Annotated in this window: 14 protein-coding genes; 2 read left to right on the top strand and 12 right to left on the bottom strand. The window is 61.6% G+C overall.

Annotation, left to right across the window (positions count from 1 at the left end):
• Positions 1 to 4: 4 nt before the first annotated feature.
• The 3 genes from KA354_19250 to KA354_19240 form a co-directional block, all read right to left on the bottom strand.
• The gene (locus tag KA354_19250; GenBank protein MBP7936784.1) at positions 5 to 979 is read right to left on the bottom strand and encodes a glycosyltransferase; all 975 of its coding nucleotides are present in this window, start codon (positions 977 to 979) and stop codon (positions 5 to 7) included.
• A 64-nt stretch (positions 980 to 1043) separates the two neighbouring features.
• Positions 1044 to 2504: an IS701 family transposase gene (locus KA354_19245; GenBank protein MBP7936783.1), complete on the bottom strand. Its 1461-nt coding sequence runs from the start codon at positions 2502 to 2504 to the stop codon at positions 1044 to 1046.
• Between the two features lie 132 nt (positions 2505 to 2636).
• On the bottom strand, positions 2637 to 3026 hold the full coding sequence (locus tag KA354_19240; protein ID MBP7936782.1) for a hypothetical protein: 390 nt from the start codon (positions 3024 to 3026) through the stop codon (positions 2637 to 2639).
• A gap of 409 nt (positions 3027 to 3435) precedes the next feature.
• Between KA354_19240 and KA354_19235 the strand changes: the two genes are divergently transcribed.
• Entirely contained in the window at positions 3436 to 3912 is a 477-nt protein-coding gene (locus KA354_19235) for a hypothetical protein (GenBank protein MBP7936781.1), read from the top strand.
• 42 nt (positions 3913 to 3954) lie between these two features.
• Entirely contained in the window at positions 3955 to 4344 is a 390-nt protein-coding gene (locus KA354_19230) for a hypothetical protein (protein MBP7936780.1), read from the top strand.
• Here KA354_19230 and KA354_19225 read toward each other — a convergent pair whose 3' ends face one another.
• The 9 genes from KA354_19225 to KA354_19185 all read right to left on the bottom strand — a co-directional run.
• Entirely contained in the window at positions 4345 to 5394 is a 1050-nt protein-coding gene (locus tag KA354_19225) for a DUF288 domain-containing protein (protein MBP7936779.1), read from the bottom strand.
• A gap of 57 nt (positions 5395 to 5451) precedes the next feature.
• Entirely contained in the window at positions 5452 to 6144 is a 693-nt protein-coding gene (locus KA354_19220; GenBank protein MBP7936778.1) for a class I SAM-dependent methyltransferase, read from the bottom strand.
• A 202-nt stretch (positions 6145 to 6346) separates the two neighbouring features.
• Positions 6347 to 7750 carry an oligosaccharide flippase family protein gene (locus tag KA354_19215; protein ID MBP7936777.1) on the bottom strand — a complete coding sequence of 468 codons (1404 nt, stop codon included), beginning with the start codon at positions 7748 to 7750 and terminating at the stop codon, positions 6347 to 6349.
• A 2-nt stretch (positions 7751 to 7752) separates the two neighbouring features.
• The gene (gene wecB / locus KA354_19210) at positions 7753 to 8892 is read right to left on the bottom strand and encodes a UDP-N-acetylglucosamine 2-epimerase (non-hydrolyzing) (GenBank protein MBP7936776.1); all 1140 of its coding nucleotides are present in this window, start codon (positions 8890 to 8892) and stop codon (positions 7753 to 7755) included.
• Positions 8893 to 9620: 728 nt separating this feature from the next.
• A complete protein-coding gene (locus KA354_19205) occupies positions 9621 to 12410 on the bottom strand; it encodes an O-antigen ligase family protein (protein ID MBP7936775.1) in 2790 nt (929 codons plus the stop codon).
• Positions 12407 to 13234: a protein tyrosine phosphatase gene (locus KA354_19200; protein MBP7936774.1), complete on the bottom strand. Its 828-nt coding sequence runs from the start codon at positions 13232 to 13234 to the stop codon at positions 12407 to 12409. The genes KA354_19205 and KA354_19200 overlap by 4 nt, the downstream gene beginning before the upstream one ends.
• Positions 13231 to 15471: a polysaccharide biosynthesis tyrosine autokinase gene (locus KA354_19195; protein MBP7936773.1), complete on the bottom strand. Its 2241-nt coding sequence runs from the start codon at positions 15469 to 15471 to the stop codon at positions 13231 to 13233. Before KA354_19195 ends, KA354_19200 begins: the two co-directional genes overlap by 4 nt.
• Before the next feature lie 23 nt (positions 15472 to 15494).
• Positions 15495 to 16757 carry an SLBB domain-containing protein gene (locus KA354_19190; protein MBP7936772.1) on the bottom strand — a complete coding sequence of 421 codons (1263 nt, stop codon included), beginning with the start codon at positions 16755 to 16757 and terminating at the stop codon, positions 15495 to 15497.
• 71 nt (positions 16758 to 16828) lie between these two features.
• Positions 16829 to 17270: formylglycine-generating enzyme family protein (locus KA354_19185; GenBank protein ID MBP7936771.1), on the bottom strand; the 442-nt coding region annotated here is incomplete at its 5' end.

Here is a 17270-nt window from a genome sequence, read left to right as displayed (position 1 = left end):
GAAATTACGTATGGAAAGCCCGTTCTGAGTTCCTGCTCTCACGTCGGAGTCGGGCTCTGCACGCTACACAGTTACTCGCGCCGTAGCTCACACCGTCCCAAAGACCGCGCCCAGTTTTATAAACACACGCGGCCCGAAGAAAGGGCAGTAGTGCTGCGGCGAGGACGTGCCCATCCCCAATCGCTCTAGCGGCGTACACGAGGTTCGAGCGCCTAACGAGGAAGGATGCTGTCCAAAGGAGAAGCGGTAGATGATGAACGACGCCATCCCCGCGTAATCCGAACGCGCGCGCTAGGCCAGCTTCGCCGTTGCCTCGACCATAATTGAAGGCCTCCTTCAGGTATTTGCCCCAGCAACCAGGGCGACGCCAGAAGGCCATTGCTTCGGGGGCAAGAGCGATTCTTAGGCCGGACGCGTAGATCTGCTTGGCAAACACGGTGTCATCGCCCGCGTACCGCAGATCCTCGGGGTAGCCTCCCAAAAGCTCCCAGACACTCTTGCGATACGCGATCGAGCGGCTTGAGGGCAGGAAGCCTGGGGCCAAATGCGTCTCATACTTGTTGTGGAGGTAGTAATCGGCCCAGTCCCACACCGTGCGCAGCGTACTCGGATCAACGGTGTAGTTGCCGGCCACTACATCAAAGAGTTCAGACGATGTGTCAAGGGGAGCCACAAGCTGCTCGAACCAGTCATGGTTTAGTCGGCAGCCCATATCAGTGGACGCAATGACGCTGCCACACGCAACTTCAATGGCTCGGTTCCTTCCCTGAGCGACGGTACATCCGTCTCGTACCTCCAGAAGCCTGTTCGAAGATTGCGTCACCCAGTCGCTCAGTACTTCCACAGTGCCATCATTCGAGCCGGCATCCACGACCACGATTTGATCTGGCTGGCGCGTTTGATGTGCGAGGTCATCAAGCCAGGACCGAACCGACATGGCCTCATTGTAACACGTGGTAACCAGTGTAATAAGCGGCATACGAGCATCCTAACGAAGTAGGTTACCTCGAACGGCAAGCCGTTCTTCCGGTGCTCACTTAGTACTACAACGCTAACGATCGGGCCATTGGCAACGCCGTATGCTGGTCAAGTATATGCCCATCCTGTGTAAACGACATAGAGTTCGCTTTCGGTGCGAGCGTCGAGCTGCCGCGTTGCGGGCCTGTGTTATCGTCAATTGCGCGGCGATGATCTCGGCCTGCTTCCGAGAGCAACGGCCACCGCGATACCACATGGGAACGAGCGACCGGGTGGCGGTCCGCACCTGGCACCAAGTCAGCTCCGTTTTTTTTGTCGTTATGGGCCAGCCAGAACTCCGCCAGAAACAGATGGCTCACACAGGTCAGGATCAGATGTCGCTGGATCGAGATGTACTTGCGGACCTCGAAGTGATCCATCCCCAGTTCCGTCTTGCTGTCTTCGAAGAGCCGCTCAATCCGCCAGCGGCTGAAAGCCACGAGCAGCAGCAGTTCCACGGACGTGGACTCCGGAGCGTTGCTCAGGAAGAACTTGACCTCTTTGGGAGCCAGGGTATTGCGGGCGATCAGCAGGTGATGAGGGCGGGACGGCAGCCCATTCTCGTCCTTGATCCACAGCGGGATACGCTTGACCTCCCAAACCATCGGCCCTTTGGCGCCATCCTTGACGTGGAACTTCTCCCAGGGAATCCGCCGCAGGACCGGCGAGTGGGCGAGGATGTTCCGCACTTCCGCCGCCGGCGTGTTGCGAACCTTCAGGCGGGGCAGCTTTCGGGGCCGTCCTTTGCCTTGGTCTCGACCGTGCTCACGGTACAGGATCTCCGGTGGACGAGTCCAGCCCACGAAACTGGCGGGAATCTCGCCCACATAGTTTTGGCCCAGACCGTCCAAGGCCCTCAGAAACGGGGGTTTTCCGCCGTACCCTTCATCGAAGGTCAGCCAGGCGAACCGGACGCCGTTGCCCAGGGCACGCCGGATCTGTTCGAGGGCGATCTGCCACTTGGAGCGGTAGACCACATCGTCGGGTATCCCCGCCGCCCGGCATCGGGAACGATCCGCATCCCAGGTGTGCTCGGGCAAGAAAAGATCGCCGTCCAGCAGCGTGTGAAACTCCCCGGCGGCATACCCCAGATGAACGCTGACCACACAGTTATCCATCTTGCCCCGTGCTCCGCAGTGCTGCCGCTGAACGCAGGCGGTCTTGGTGCCTTGCTTGGGAAAGCTCGTCTCGTCGATGATGCCAACACTGTCGGGATGGCCGTGTCGACGGGCCACCTGACGCTGAATTTCATCCCGAACCCCAGATTCGTCCCATACCAGCATGCTCAGAAACTCCTGAAGCGTGCGTGGCGGGACACCGGCAGCGTCCGCGATCGGTTCGATGCTCTTGCGGTCCAAGTCGCTCAGCTGGCCACTGACGTACCGGTTCAGATGGCTGCGGTTGGTGACCCGTCCCATCAATCCGTCAAGCTGGTGAAGGTATTCAGTCAAAGCAGGCTTGATCCGGAGAATCGTATCGGCGTCCATGCCCATGACCTCCTGTGTTCGAGTTCCACTCGAACCTCCCATCGGCTGGTCGCATAACGTTTCTTGAGCTTTCTTAGCGTTGTAGTATTAGAGTGCGTCCTAAAACGAGACTGTAGCATGAATACAGGGTGACTACCCTGCTCTGGCGAGGTGGAGCATTGCGGTTGCCTGATCGCGGCCTGGTGCTTGGGCGTCGCGTTGCATGTCGAATGCGATTCGCTGAATGATATGCTCCCGGGATCGAACCCGGTACACGGTCTTCTGCATTTTGCGGTGTCGGCGATTGCCGCGCTCAACGGCATTCTCGCCAAACACCTCGGTGATGGGAACCGGATAGAGTGGCGACCCATCCGTGGTGATGCCGGCCAAGGTCAGCCCCCGGCCGTCGAGGGCTGCTTTGAAACGCCGGAAGAACCGCCGGATGTTGTCGTGGGTTGGATCGTGGTCAAGAACCTCGTAGCAGATCCGCTTGAACGTGTGATTGTCCACGATCGAGAGAACACAGAAAGGACCGTCGTACAACTCGTCCGCGGCGATGTAGCCGGAAAGTCCGCCAGCGCTTGATCAAGATACGCGCCGGCGACGTATTCGGCGGCCCATTCTTCCCCCCGCTTCGACCCAGTTCTGAACGGTGGCGAAGGGGACGAAGACCCGATGGTCCCGCCACAAATGCCACGAAGCCGATCGGTAGGGCAGGCCGTCTTCCACCACCAACCGCACCGCCGTGTGAATCACCCGGTGCGTATAGTGGCTTTGGGGCGGGGCCAGATCCTCCATGTCGGCGTTGAAGTAACCTCCGCATCCGAGACAATGGTGCTGGGAATAGGTGATCTGAATATCGAGACTGTAGCATCAATACAGAGTATTCCTCTCGGTTCGAAGCCGGTTTGGCCGACAATTCCAGTGAGTGTGACTCATGGAGGATGTCGCCATGGCCGGGCCAGGAAGGTACGTTCCGGATGTGACCGAGGGCATCGTTCGTGTGGAGGACTTGCCCAAGGCCAAAGTCAGCGAGCGGAGTCGCAACTTTCGGCATCGAACGTGTCCGGAGTGCGGGCGGAGCGCCTATCGTCTTCGCACCGTCGTTCGTCGGCTTCACGATCTGGGTGACCTGGTTTCCGGCAAACCTCGAGATATTCAGATCACCTATTCCCAGCACCATTGTCTCGGATGCGGAGGTTACTTCAACGCCGACATGGAGGATCTGGCCCCGCCCCAAAGCCACTATACGCACCGGGTGATTCACACGGCGGTGCGGTTGGTGGTGGAAGACGGCCTGCCCTACCGATCGGCTTCGTGGCATTTGTGGCGGGACCATCGGGTCTTCGTCCCCTTCGCCACCGTTCAGAACTGGGTCGAAGCGGGGGGAAGAATGGGCCGCCGAATACGTCGCCGGCGCGTATCTTGATCAAGCGCTGGCGGACTTTCCGGCTACATCGCCGCGGACGAGTTGTACGACGGTCCTTTCTGTGTTCTCTCGATCGTGGACAATCACACGTTCAAGCGGATCTGCTACGAGGTTCTTGACCACGATCCAACCCACGACAACATCCGGCGGTTCTTCCGGCGTTTCAAAGCAGCCCTCGACGGCCGGGGGCTGACCTTGGCCGGCATCACCACGGATGGGTCGCCACTCTATCCGGTTCCCATCACCGAGGTGTTTGGCGAGAATGCCGTTGAGCGCGGCAATCGCCGACACCGCAAAATGCAGAAGACCGTGTACCGGGTTCGATCCCGGGAGCATATCATTCAGCGAATCGCATTCGACATGCAACGCGACGCCCAAGCACCAGGCCGCGATCAGGCAACCGCAATGCTCCACCTCGCCAGAGCAGGGTAGTCACCCTGTATTCATGCTACAGTCTCCTTCAGTATTGCCTATTGCTCGGAGGTCTTCCACCCAAGCATCCACAAGCGGCAGCTCATCAGGCGGGAAGAAAGAAGCACCAATCAACGCCTGATAGCAACGCCGCAAATTGCCCACCGTTGCTCCAGAAGAACCTGACTCAAGCTCAGTCTCCTCCAAAACGCGGACGAAGCCCTTGTTTCCCAGGTAGCCGGGGATTTCGTCGTCGAAATCCTTCATGAGGCGATGTGCGTTGCGTTCCTGGAAACTGTCGGCAGGAAGAAACAGAATGCCCGCGTTCATGGCCCAGAGACAACGCAAAGCAATAAAGCTGCGCCATATATCGCACATCCGAAAGGAACAGAAACTAGGGAGATACATCAAGGGGTAGGCTTCGGGCCACCACCAGGTGTTCTGGCTGTTAAATGGACACCAGTTGCCAGCCGTGAGGTACAGGGCGGGTACGCCGCGGTCGAAATCGAGTTCGTGCCCAAATAACAGACGCCAGACTGCGTCCACGTCTGGGGCCCGATTCACCAACGCTTGTTGAACTGGAGCCGAAACGTCACCCTTGACAAGCTCCGTGATGGATGGCTGGTGTCGAACTTCATCAAGGGGGAAGCCTCGTGGCCAGATGTACTGCGACGTGAAATATCCATAGGCGTTCAGCCAGCGGCTGTGGGTCCGTGGGACGGTCCGACCGTTACGGTAAGTGGACTCGCGCGGATGCCAGTCCGGAAGGGGTGCATTATCGTCATCTGTTTCGTACAGGCATGGCGCTTGGTTTGCGATCGCCTGGAGATAACCGATATTCTTCCGGGCATAATGCCCTATCGGCAGCAGTGAGGCTAGGCGGAAGCCGCTCCGACATTGCGCCTCCAAACTTAGAAACGTTACACCGGGAAGCTCATAGGCAGACGGTCCGCTCTTGTCGCCGACCACGACGAGGTGGCCGCCGCATTCCCCAAAGCGCTCATATAACATTCGGGTGTACATAGTGGGGTTCTGGACAGTTGTGATGACTGCAGTTAAGAGACCCTTCAACGGTGAACCTCCTCAATGTTCTCAGGTGTTAACCTTGGGCATGCGAGACACATTCCATTAATGCGACTGCTCTCTGGCTATCTGGTAGGCAGCCACCTTCCAGCACTCGGCTATCTTTGTGGCATGCCTGTCGCAGAGAGCGCGTATAGGAATGACATCCTCCCAATAGTGGTCATCAAGCATGATGATCCCCCCTTTGTGCACCAGTTCGTGACAGAGGCCAAAATCAATTGTGGGGTTCAATCCCTCGTGCGAACCATCGATGTAGATCAGATGAAACTGTCTGTTTTCGGAAAGTAGTTCCTTTAGGCCGCTGGAACTCTGTCGCTCCAGCAGACTGACAGATAAACCAAGAGATCGATAGAGGCCAAGAGCTTTGTCACGAGTGGCCTTGTTGATACGCACTTTCTGAACATCTGGCTGGGGGGCTCCGCCACCTTCGGTGTATCCGTCCTCATAGTAAGGGTCAATCGACAGGAGCGTATGCAACCTGCGGACTCGGCGCAGCATGCAAGCGATGACACCCATTGATAGTCCCTGTGCGGAGCCAATTTCAAGATAGTCAATCGTCTCGAACGAAGAAAGAAGTGTCTCAATGCTCTTCTGGAAAGTAGACACGACCTCGCGCCGCAAAGCGTTGCTGTAGTAATTCCATTCAGCGTTGTATGTCCTGATCGCAGCCTGCTCTGTTTCGTAGATACTAGCGTCCGCAAAAGGTGCGAGAGGTAGGTCACTGTAGTCCCTTCGCATGGCCCTGGCAAACTTCCTCTGGAATGGAGTGAGTCTAAGGTCGGCCGCTGTCATAATTGCCTTTCGCACGACCTTGCGAACCGGACATGGGAGTGTTCGCCTTACGATGTCACGAAGCACTAATGATGTCATAGCATGTGTCCTTTAGGCGATGCTAGTGGTCGGTGTTGAAGGGGGAACAAGAACCCCTGGACTATCCGATTCAGAAGGCAGAAACTGCGACCGCGGCAAGGGTGATAACGACGGTTGCCATGATCGTGCGTTGGAAGACTCGTGGTGGCAGCTGTGGATACAAGTAGCAGTACCCCCACAACGTCAAGCACACATAGGCGATCAGCAGACTCAGGGCAATACCAGCAGCGCCCAGCCGTGCTACTAGACAAAGCGAGAGAAGAAGATAAAGACCGGCGTGCGATGTGTTGATCAAGAAACCAAGCCACATGCGAGAGCGAGCTGTTATGGCAGTGCCGGCTTGCGAACCGATCGCAAAGACAGCCGCGGCGGCCACCGAGTACACCATAGCGGTCCTGCCGGTGTGAAAATCACGTCCGTACATAGCGATCAGCCAGGGTGCGGCCAGCATTAGTAGCAGCGACACCGGAAGCACCAATACAAGCGTCAGACGATGAGCAATTTCGAAAGCTCTCGCGAATCCGTGCGACTGACTTGAAGAGTGTGACAGGACTGGCAAGAGTACCGATGACAGTAGCGAGGGAAGGAATAGCAGCAGGTTTCGCCATTGGTTGGCGGCATTGAGGATTCCCATTTCTCCGTACCCATTCGGCTGGTTGACGAGCAGGGCGTTGCAGGCCCAGCTAACGGGCGTCACCATAATCCCGGAGAGGGCAGCAGGAAGGCTGAAAGACCAAAGGACCGATCGCTCTTGCCAGCAGCAGGCGAACGAGAGCGGCACTGAGTATCGTGCTGCGGCTTGGCGAAGGGCCAAATGATTGAGCAGCCAACTGATGGCGCGGCTGCCGACCAAACCCCATACGGCTCCCTGGAGGCCAGCAGTATATGCGCCAGCCACCATGAGCGGGAAGGCCGCGAGCCCCCCCCAGAGATTCACGATGGCAATGTGTCTGAAAGCCTCAAAGCCAGAGAGAGCCCCGATCTGGGCGCCGTTTATGGCTTCGAGGAACAGCATAATAGCGCCGATGCGCAACAGACCAGTCAACTGGGGTGCAGCTAGCGTGTGAACAGCGAGCCAAGTGGAGAAGGTGGCGAGAGTAACTGCCATCGCGCCACCGGTGATCAGAGCGACGAGGCCTGAAAGGGCTATGACGTGGCCCGCCCGTGCAGGATCCTTGGTCCGAAACTCGGCAACATGCTTTGTGGCGGTCAGGCCCAGCCCGAAGCCGGCGAAGACGCCGAACATACCGACCGTGCTCTGTATGATGCCCAATTCGCCGAAGCCTGTTTTGCCCAGTATCCGGGCAATGAGTATGGACGCAAAAAGCATCAGGCTGCGCGAGACGACCGCCCCAGCCATGGACCAGAACGCGCCCTGGGCAAGCCGAAAGCCGATCGGCGATGCCTCGATCCGGTCCATGACCGGCTTGAGTGGCCCGGGGCACATGGCGGTGAGGATGGCCTTGATACCCATGGTCAGTGGGTACACTCAACGATGTACGCCTCACAGACGCCGAGGATACGCCGTGTTGCCTTGCCGTCGCCGTAGGGATTGTGCGCCCGGGCCATGGAATCGGAGGCCTCACTGTCAGTCAGGAGGCGTGAGACCTCGCGGGTGATTGTTTCGCTGTCGGTGCCGACGAGGCGCACGGTGCCAGCCTGGACGGCCTCAGGGCGTTCGGTGGTGTCGCGCATGACCAGCACGGGCTTGCCCAGACTGGGGGCCTCCTCCTGCACGCCGCCCGAATCCGTCAGGATGACCTTGGCCCGGTTCATGAGGGCCACGAAGGGCAGGTACGCCAGCGGCTCGATCAGGTGCACGTTGGGCAGGTTGCCCAGTAGGCGGTTGACCGGCTCGCGGACGTTGGGGTTCAGGTGCACGGGGTAGACGAAGGCGGTCTCGGCGAAGCGACCGGCCAGCGTCCGGACCGCCTGGCAGATGTCCTCGAAGCCCTGGCCGAAGTTCTCACGGCGATGACCGGTGATGAGCACCAGCGGCCGGTGGGCCTGGCCGTTCATCAGGTGAGCGGGGAGACCGGGGATGGCCGGCGGGTTCTCGCGGACCTTGGCGACGGCGATGTGCAGGGCATCGATCACGGTGTTTCCGGTGACGAAGATCCGATCATCAGGGACGCCTTCCTTGAGCAGGTTCTCCCTGGCCCAGGCGGTCGGGGCAAAGTGCAGGTCGGCCAGCCGGGTGGTCAGGACGCGGTTGATCTCCTCGGGGTACGGGGAGAAGCGGTTCCAGGTACGCAGGCCGGCCTCCACATGGCCGACGGGGATGCGGTGGTAGAAGGCGGCCAGCGAGGCGCAGAAAACGGTAGTCGTATCGCCCTGGACTAGGACGAGGTCGGGCTTGTACTCAGCCAAATAGCCGTCGATGGCGGCGATGGCCCGGGCGGTCAGCGAGCCAAGCGTCTGGTTGGGCTGCATGAGGGCCAGATCCACGTCGGGCGTGATGCCGAAGACTTCCAGCACCTGGTCGAGCATCTGGCGATGTTGGCCGGTGACGCACACGTGCGGTCGCAGCGTGGGGTGATTCTGCATGGCCAGAATCACTGGACACAGCTTGATCGCCTCGGGGCGCGTTCCGAAGATAAACGAGACCGTCTTCATCTCTTTATTGCGGGGCCACTTACGTGAGTTTCAACCGCGTCCTGCGCGGGAGAATGCCTGGGAAAATGCGGCTTGCGGACCGCCGTTTTTCAGCCGTTTTGCGATCTCGGCAGCGATTACAAATCGAAGTTCTTCACCCCCGCCCTGGCTTGGCGGCCGAGAAGCACAGTATGAACAACCAAGAGCCTGAGGCAAGGACGACGTGCAATCGACGCAGGGCAGCACGGGACTTTGCTGTCAGGCCGTGTTTCGTGCCTCCCGCTGCGGTTTCGGCAGCAAGCGAAGCTTACCGGCGCAGACTCCGTCCCCGTCAACCGTCGCCATGCTCCAGTCGACGACGTATGGGCAGGCAGGCAAGAGGAGAGAACGCGCGAGAAGCCCAACTCGAGACTCCAACTTGGCTTCTTAGCTCCTGTGCTTCGTCCTTCATCCTTCGCGCTGCCTGCTTGGCGCTTGGCACACTTGATGGCTGTCAGCGCTCAGTTGTCAGAAACCGGAGAGCATCCCTACTCCCTGCCTCGCGCTCGTCGAACCTGTGAGCCATCAACACTCAGCATTCAGCCGGAGCACATTCGATCCTCTCACCTTACGCCGAACGCGGCTACCCCACTGCCGACCCCTTAAGCCCCCCTTGCGAAGGGAGGGAAGGGAGAAGGAAGCGGGCCAGGCACGCCCTCGACGCGACGGCCATCAGCACTCAGCTCTCAGCCCGGTTTCCTCCATGCTCTTTACTTGGCGCTCGGCGCACTCGCCGGAGCCATCGCCGGCTGCGTCGCAGGGGCGCTCGCGGGCACACCAAACGGCTTACCCGCCGGAGCGATGCTCAGATCGCCAGCCAACTTCTTGGCCGGCGGCCAGTCTGGTCGAAGACGAAGGCAGATCTTGGCCTGCTTGAGGGCCTCCTCCGTGTCTCCCACGCGGCCCAGCGCCTGGGCCAGCGCAAATCGCCAGTATACCTGGCCGTAATCCAACTGTAAAGCCTTGAAGTAATAATCGATGCCCTGCTTATCGGACTTTCGCTTGATGCACAGGTTGGCAAAGGCGGCAAGCGTGCTGGCCTCGGCGTCCGGGCCTTCGCACTTGGCTTTCAGTAGATCGAAAACTCTCGCTCTCGCCTGTTCGGCAAGGGCAAGGCTCTCAGCGGGCACGCGGTGCTCACGAGGCGAGCTCTCAGCGGCCAGCGGTCGGCCGTCAGCTCCAACCTCGGAAGGCTGGGTGCTGACTACTGACGGCTGAGTGCTGGCTCCGGCTGGTTGACTGCTGATCGCTGGCGGCTGAGGCTGATCGTTGACCGTTGCGTAGTCCTCGAGTACGTCGGCGACGGCGGTCAGGCGACCCACGTCGTCGCCGGCCAGGGTGACGGCCAGATCCGGCCGGCCGAGCTTGGCGACGCAGACATCAGCGATATCGACCATGAGTGAGCCGTCGAGCTCAATGGCCCTCGCGAAGGCCCTGCCTGCCGCGTCGGTCGCTTCGGGGCGGTCTGACTCGGCCTCGAGCAGGCCGGCGGAGTACCAGGCGGTGGCATCGTTCGGAGCGAGCTTGACCCCAAGCCGGACCCGGTCGGCACCCGCCGGCCGGTTGAGGATGAAACACTCCAGCTGGCCGAGCAGGGCATAGACCGGCCCGTACGCCGGGCAGACCGGCCGGGTCTGGTGGAGCTCATCGACGATCCGCTCGGTGTGGCGGATGGACTGGTCGTTGAGCACCAGTTCGCCGGTGTCCGGGTTGATCACCCGGCTGACCGCCCGCCACCGGAAGACGCTCAGGTTGTAGCGGTACTTGACGTTGGCCGGCTCGAGCGTCGCCGCCTGGGCGGCCTGATTGATGAGGATGGCGAACTGATCGTTGGTGCCGATCCAATCGTCGTCGCGGAGCTTGTTCTCCATGCGTGCCGCGATCCGCCAGGAGGACTCGGCGTCGTTGGCCCGCAGGGCAGCGGGGATCGACCAGGCGGCGCCCACGGCGACCAGTACCAGGGCGGCCATGGGCGCGACCCGGGTATCGACCAAGCGCTGGAGCAGGCCCGGCGAACGCGGGGGATCCTCGGAGTGGCGCATGCGGGCGAGCACCACGAGCAGGCCGCAGGTCACCGCCGACAGGCAGATGACCGCGGGTATGTGCTGGCCGAAGTCGCTCAGGCTATGGAGCATGACCGCCAGCAGGCCGAAGCCCAGGCCAAACGCGACCCAGCGAATCGAGGGACGGAGCCGGCGGATGCTGCGAACATAGCTCGACCAGACCAGCGTCAGAAAAACCACCGCGCAACTGAGGCCAAGGATGCCCGTCTCCTCAGCGAGCTGGGCGTACTCGTTTTCGGCGTGGCCGGCCAGATGGGTGATGCTCGAATGCTCGAACATGGGGTAAACGACCTCGTGGGTGCCGAGGCCGGTGCCGAACAGTGGGAACTGGGTCCAGGCGAGGGCGATGTCCTTGAGGATCTGCAGCCGGCCGCTTTGGGCCTGGTCCACCTCGCGGAGAGTGGCGAGCCGGTCATAGACCGCGTCGAACCCGACGTAGAGCACGACGCAGAAGGCGACCAGGGAGATGACCGCGATCAACCAGCGGACGCCGCGTAGGCCGCGCTTGCTGGACAGGACCAGCACGGTGAAAGAGGCCGCGATCAGCATTGTGATCATACCGCCGCGGGTCAGCGAGGTGAAAACGCTGGCGACACCGAGGACCATCATCGTCACCAGGGCCCAGAAGGGCCGGAGCTTGGGCTCGCCGAGCCGGTCCATGACCGCTGCCGGGGTGTAGGGTATGCCGCGGAAGTTCTCGTAGACCAGCAGCAGGGCCAGGCCGAACGCCGCGCCGATGGCCAGGTTGGTGAACTGACCAAAATGGCTGTGGTTAATGAACGGACCGGCGTCGGCGTACTTGCCGCCGGTCGGGACAGACCAGTAGATGGAATCAGTCCCGGTGATGGTCTGGGCGAGGGCGATGAGCGTGACGGCCCCGCCGATGGCCGCGACCGCGGCCAGCAGGCGTTTGATCTGCTCGGGGCGGCGGATGACGTTGACCACGGTGAGATACACGACACACACGACCAGGATCAGGCGAAGGTTGTGGGCCGTGGCCAGCGGATAGAAGCTCAAGGTCATGGTGTCGAGCACTCGTGACGCATCGGGCAGATCGGCGAGGAGCTGGGTGCGGGTGGCCGCGGTGTGCGGAGCGATGGCCTGGACGACACGAGCCGGCAACGGGACGAGCTGCAGGGCAACCAGGAGAACGAACAGGGCCATGGGCACGTAGGTCCAGCTCCAGACCGGCCGAACCTCACGCGTGATCATGAACCGCAGAGCCACACACCCGGCCAGGACGACCGCGGCAACCAGGATGACCAGCTCGCTCCAGGCCTCGACCGCCCCGAAGGCCAGGGGCATGAACGCCAGCAGGCCGATCAGGATCAACTCGATCAGGCCGTCGAGGGGGCTCGCGACCGGCTCGACCGGTATCGTCGACCGGTGATGGGCGGCGGCGCGCTCAGATCTGTGGTGCGTGGTGAGGGTGGTCATCTGGAGGCCTCTTGCCTAGCAGGGGTCTCGAAAACGGGTCGCAAAGCCTGTCCGGCCAGAACGTCGGCCGGATGATCGATGCACACCCGCCGGGCAACGCGCTCACCCATCCGCAGCGCGACGGCCCGGAACGCCTCGGACAACCGTGGCCGGCGGCGATCGGCATCGTGGGCGTCAGAAGCGATCAACACGGCACCCACCTCGGCGACCATCCGCCAGGCACAGCGATAGGCTTCTTCCTCCAGACGGTCCAGCAGGCTGGTGGCGGTGACCTGAATGCAGGCCCCGGCCTCAATCCAGCCGCGGATCACGTGCGGGTGAGTCTGCACGCAGACATGCCGCTCCGGATGGGCGATGATGGAGCGGATACCCGCATCCTTGAGCTGCCGAATCAGGGGCAGCGGCTCGATGTAGCTGAGGCGAGGGAGCTCGATCAGGACCCAGCGGCCGCGGTCGGCCAGGGTGAGCACCTCATCCTCATCAATTAGCCCGGGCAGTCCTTCATGGATTCGCACCTCTGCCCCGGGGACTACTTCCAGGGGAATACTCGCGACCTGAAGCCGAGTCCGCAGGTAGGTCACCGCCTGACGGATATCGAGGGCGCTGTATCGCTGCTCCATCTTCCCCAGTTGGTGAGGCGTGGCCACAACGGTGTGGACGCCATCCGCCACCAGGGCCCGACACAGAGCCAGCGACTCGGCCTCGGAGGCAGGACCGTCGTCCAGGCCAGGCAGAACATGGCAGTGCAGATCCACCCCCGTGAACTGCTGGGCGGGGTGGCCTCTGCCCGTGAGTGCGGTCAGTGCCTGGAGGAAACTGATCATGCCTGTGTCGTACCCTCGGTCGGGGCGGCGGTCCGAGACGCCCTTCGCCGTTCCTTCGGGTTATCCTCTCCGTTCTTTCCGTAGTGGCCGTAGTAACCGTAGCCTCCGTAGTAACCATAGCCTCCGTAGTAACCGTAGCGGTCCCGCCCGCGAGGCACATCATTGACCACGACGCCCAGGAGTCGGGCCCCCACGCTGAGTAGCCCGTCACGAGCTTGTTCGCTGGCTTTGCGGGTGGACCGCTCGGCGCGAAGGACCAAGACGGTGACGTCGCAGAGCGCGCCCAGAATGCGAGCATCGGTCACCGGCATGACCGGCGGCGAGTCGATGACCACGCGGTCGTAGTCGGCGGCGAGCTTGCGGAGCAGCTGGGCGAAGGCCTCGCTGTTGAGCAGCTCCGACGGATTGGGTGGCACCGGCCCGCAGGGCAGCAGGTCGAGACCAGGAATCTGGCTGGCCTGAATAGCCAATCCGTTGGTCGACTGGCCGGCGAGGGCGGACGACAGGCCGTGCTGATCGTCAATCTCGAAGATCTGATGAATCATCGGCTTGCGGAAGTCGGCATCGACCAAAAGGGTCCGCTGGCCGGCCTGGGCCATGGTGATGGCCAGGTTGCTGGCCGCAGTGGACTTCCCGTCACCCGGCGCGGGCGAGGTCACCAGAATGGTCTTGGCACCGCCTTCGGGCACCCCGAAGTAAATCGCCGTGCGGATGGTCCGGTAGGACTCGGCGATGGTGGAGCTCGACTCGCGGTGGGCCTTCTGGCCGCGCTCGGTCCGGGATTCCCTGGACGACATGGTCGGCACCACACCGAGGACCGGGGCGCCCAGTACGGCGGAGATCTCGTCGGCCGAGCGAAGCCGATGATCCATCCAATCGAGGAGCATGGCCAGACCGAAGCCGAGCATCAGCCCCAGGACCAGGGCCATGGCCATGATCCGGGCTTTCTGGGGCTTGCTGGGCTTCTCTTCCGGGCGAGCGACCTCGAGCACACTGATGTTCAGGGCCCCGGCGTCCTCGGTGACGTTCAGCTCCTTGATGCGGCTGTCGAGGATGTCGAGGAGTTTCTCGGTTCGCTCCTTGTCGGCCGTGAGAATGGCCAGCTCCGCTGCCTTGGTATTGACCAGCTGGGCCTGGGTGAGCTGCTCCTTGAAGGCGTTGTCCATCTCGCTCTCGGCCTGCTGGGCGGTCAGCCACTGCTGCTTGGCAACCTCCAGGAAATCCTTGGCGGTCTTGGTGCCCTGCTCCTCGATCTGGGCGCGAAGCTGACCGATCTTGGTCTGGAGAGTCTGAACTGCAGGGTGATCGGCGGTCACCTTCTGCTGCCAGTCGGCCAACTGCAGCTCGAGCTGGTGGAGTTCGCCGGTGAGCTGGGTCTTCTCCTGCTCCATGGAGATGCGAACCCCGCGTTCGAGCTGGGCCTCGGCGAATCGCTGGAGTTGCTCCGGGTCGGAGGACAGGAGTTTGGCGGACTCATAGGAGGCTTTGGCGTTAATCGTGGTGATTCGGGCTTCGGCCAGGGCGGCCGACAAGCGGGAGAGGGCCTGAATCAGGATGTTGCCCCCGCGCTCGTCCTCGATGGTCAACGTTGGGTTGGCGATCTTGAAATCGAGGATCTTCTTGTTGGTGCCGGTCAGTTCGCTGTCGCGTTTCTCCTTTTCCTTCTGGAGGATCTTGAGTACTTCGGAGGACGTACTCTTCCTGCGATTGGTCTGGTAGTTCACATAGGCTTCGACCACACTGTTGACCACGCCGGCCGCTTCTTCGGGATAAGGTGAGTCGAGGGCCACGCTGATGATGTCGTCCTTGGCACCCACCTTGACGTTCAGGGCCTTCTTCAGGAAGACCATGAGATTGTCGACCTCGGCGAAGGTCTTCATCCGCCGAACCGTGGACTGATCGGCCACTTCGGTGAGGATCGGGGTGGAGGCGAGAATCTCGGCCTGGGTGTACAGGTAGTTCTTGGACTGGGTCACGATCCCTTCACGCTCGTTCATGATCTGCGGGCCGGCCTGCTCCACATACAAGCGCGAAGTACTAGTGAAGATCGGGGTGGCCTTCATGACGTAGAGAAACGCGGCGGCCAGGGCGGCCACAGTGATCGCGGCAATAACCCAGCGCCGGCGCCAGGCGATCTCGAAAAGGCTTGAGGACATGACCGCGACCGCACCCGACCCGGCGGGCGGACCCGCGGGCTTTCGAGGTTCGATCGGCGGCAAGTTATCCAGTCGACTCATGACACACCCCTTACTTGCTCATACTACTGCCCCAGGTTCAGGAGCGTGGGCCGGTTGTTAATCACATCCTGGAGAAGGCTCTGACGAAGACTGGTTCTACCGGTATCGTAATCATACGGATTCCAGTAGTAATACGTTGCCTGCAGGTTCACGCCGGCGTTGATCTTGAATACCTCGGCCAGTATCAAGTTGAATCGGGTGGCCGGCGTGTGCTCCACGGCGATGACGTCGCCCGGCTTGATCATGACATTGGAGGCGCTGGTCAGGGCGCTGCCCTTCACCTTGAACGAGGCTTCGACAATGCTCCCATCGGCGTCCTGGCGGTAGATCTTGGCGTACTGGGGGTCGGCGATGTCGTTCAGGCCCGCCGCAAACGAAAGGGCCTGGAGCAGGCTGAACTGCGTGCCCGGCGGGTAAGGAAACGCCCCGGCCTTGTTGACCAAGCCGATCACGGTGAAGACCTCGGGCTTGAGGCCTTCGATCTCGATCATGTCGCCCTCCACCAGGGGCACATCCGCAAACGGAATGTTGAGCCCGCGGACGGGCAGTACCACGGTCATCACCCCGGCTTGTCCCGGGGGAGACAGGGAATCCGGAGCACGAACTGGCAGACCGGCCGGTTGGGTCTGGGGTGCGGCAGATGCGGCCAGGGCCGGGTTGCCCATCCGCTTGATCCGCACCACGCTGGCCCCGCCCGTCGCGGCGCCGGTCGAACCCTTCAGATCAATCCCCCCGGCTTTCATCAGCAGGGCGACCAGGGACATCTCCTGGCTTTGCAGCTCGTAGACACCGGGCAGGTTGATCGCCCCGACAACAGAAACGCGGGCCGTACGGTAGGTCTGAACCTTGGCCACGATGCTCGGCCGTTCTTTGACGTACTTCGGGTAGTAGGCCTTGGTGGCCAGGGCCTCGATCTCCGGCAGGCTCCGAGCCCTGACATCCAGCTCGCCGATGATGGGCAAGGTGATCTTGCCGTCGTCGCCCACCCGGCAGAGATGAGATTCCGGACGGGTCAACTCGATGGTGGGCTGGTAGCTGGATCGAGCCTCCTGAAGCACCGCAGGCATGACCACTTCCAGAACGTCGCCCGCCACCGGCCGGTAGGGCCCGGACGGCAGCTTGGCATTGACCACCCGGTCCTCATCGACCGGCGGCTGCACCGGGCCGGCCTGTTGAAAGCGAGTAACCTCCTCAGGCGTGGAAGACTCCCCACAGCCCGTGGCCAGGGCTGTGCAGAATAACCCCAGGATGAACCCCACTCGCGTCTGAGTTGTCTTCCTTCTCATCACCGTCATCTCGTCACAGTGTCACTCTCAAGGGCCAAATCAAGCCCGAACTACGGAGGCTGTCGAAGCCCTCACGAACCCGAGGCCACCCGGAAACCGATGAGGTAACTGGGATGGGTGGCCGTGCCCCGGTCGCGCGACGGCGAGCTGCAATCCACGGCCTCATGACCCCACGAACCGCCGCGGGCGACCCGCAGGGTCGTGTCATCACCGCTGAGCCAGGCGCTGCCATCGGTCGGAGCACCGGCGTAGGTCTCATGCCAGACGTCCTGGCACCACTCCCATACATTGCCGTACATGTCGAACAGGCCGTAGGGATTGGCCAGCCGGCCGCCGACGGCGTGAGTCTGCGAATCTGCATTATCCCAAAACCAGGCATGATTTGCCAGCTGATCGGAGGAATTACCGAAGGAATAGAAGGTACTGGTGCCCCCCCGGCAGGCGTACTCCCACTGGGACTCGGTGGGCAAATCGATGGTGCGGCCCACCCGCCCAGAAAGGGTCTGGACGAAG

Source organism: Phycisphaerae bacterium (assembly GCA_018003015.1).
Taxonomy (GTDB): domain Bacteria; phylum Planctomycetota; class Phycisphaerae; order UBA1845; family PWPN01; genus JAGNEZ01.
This window is presented reverse-complemented; position numbering and strand designations above follow the sequence as displayed.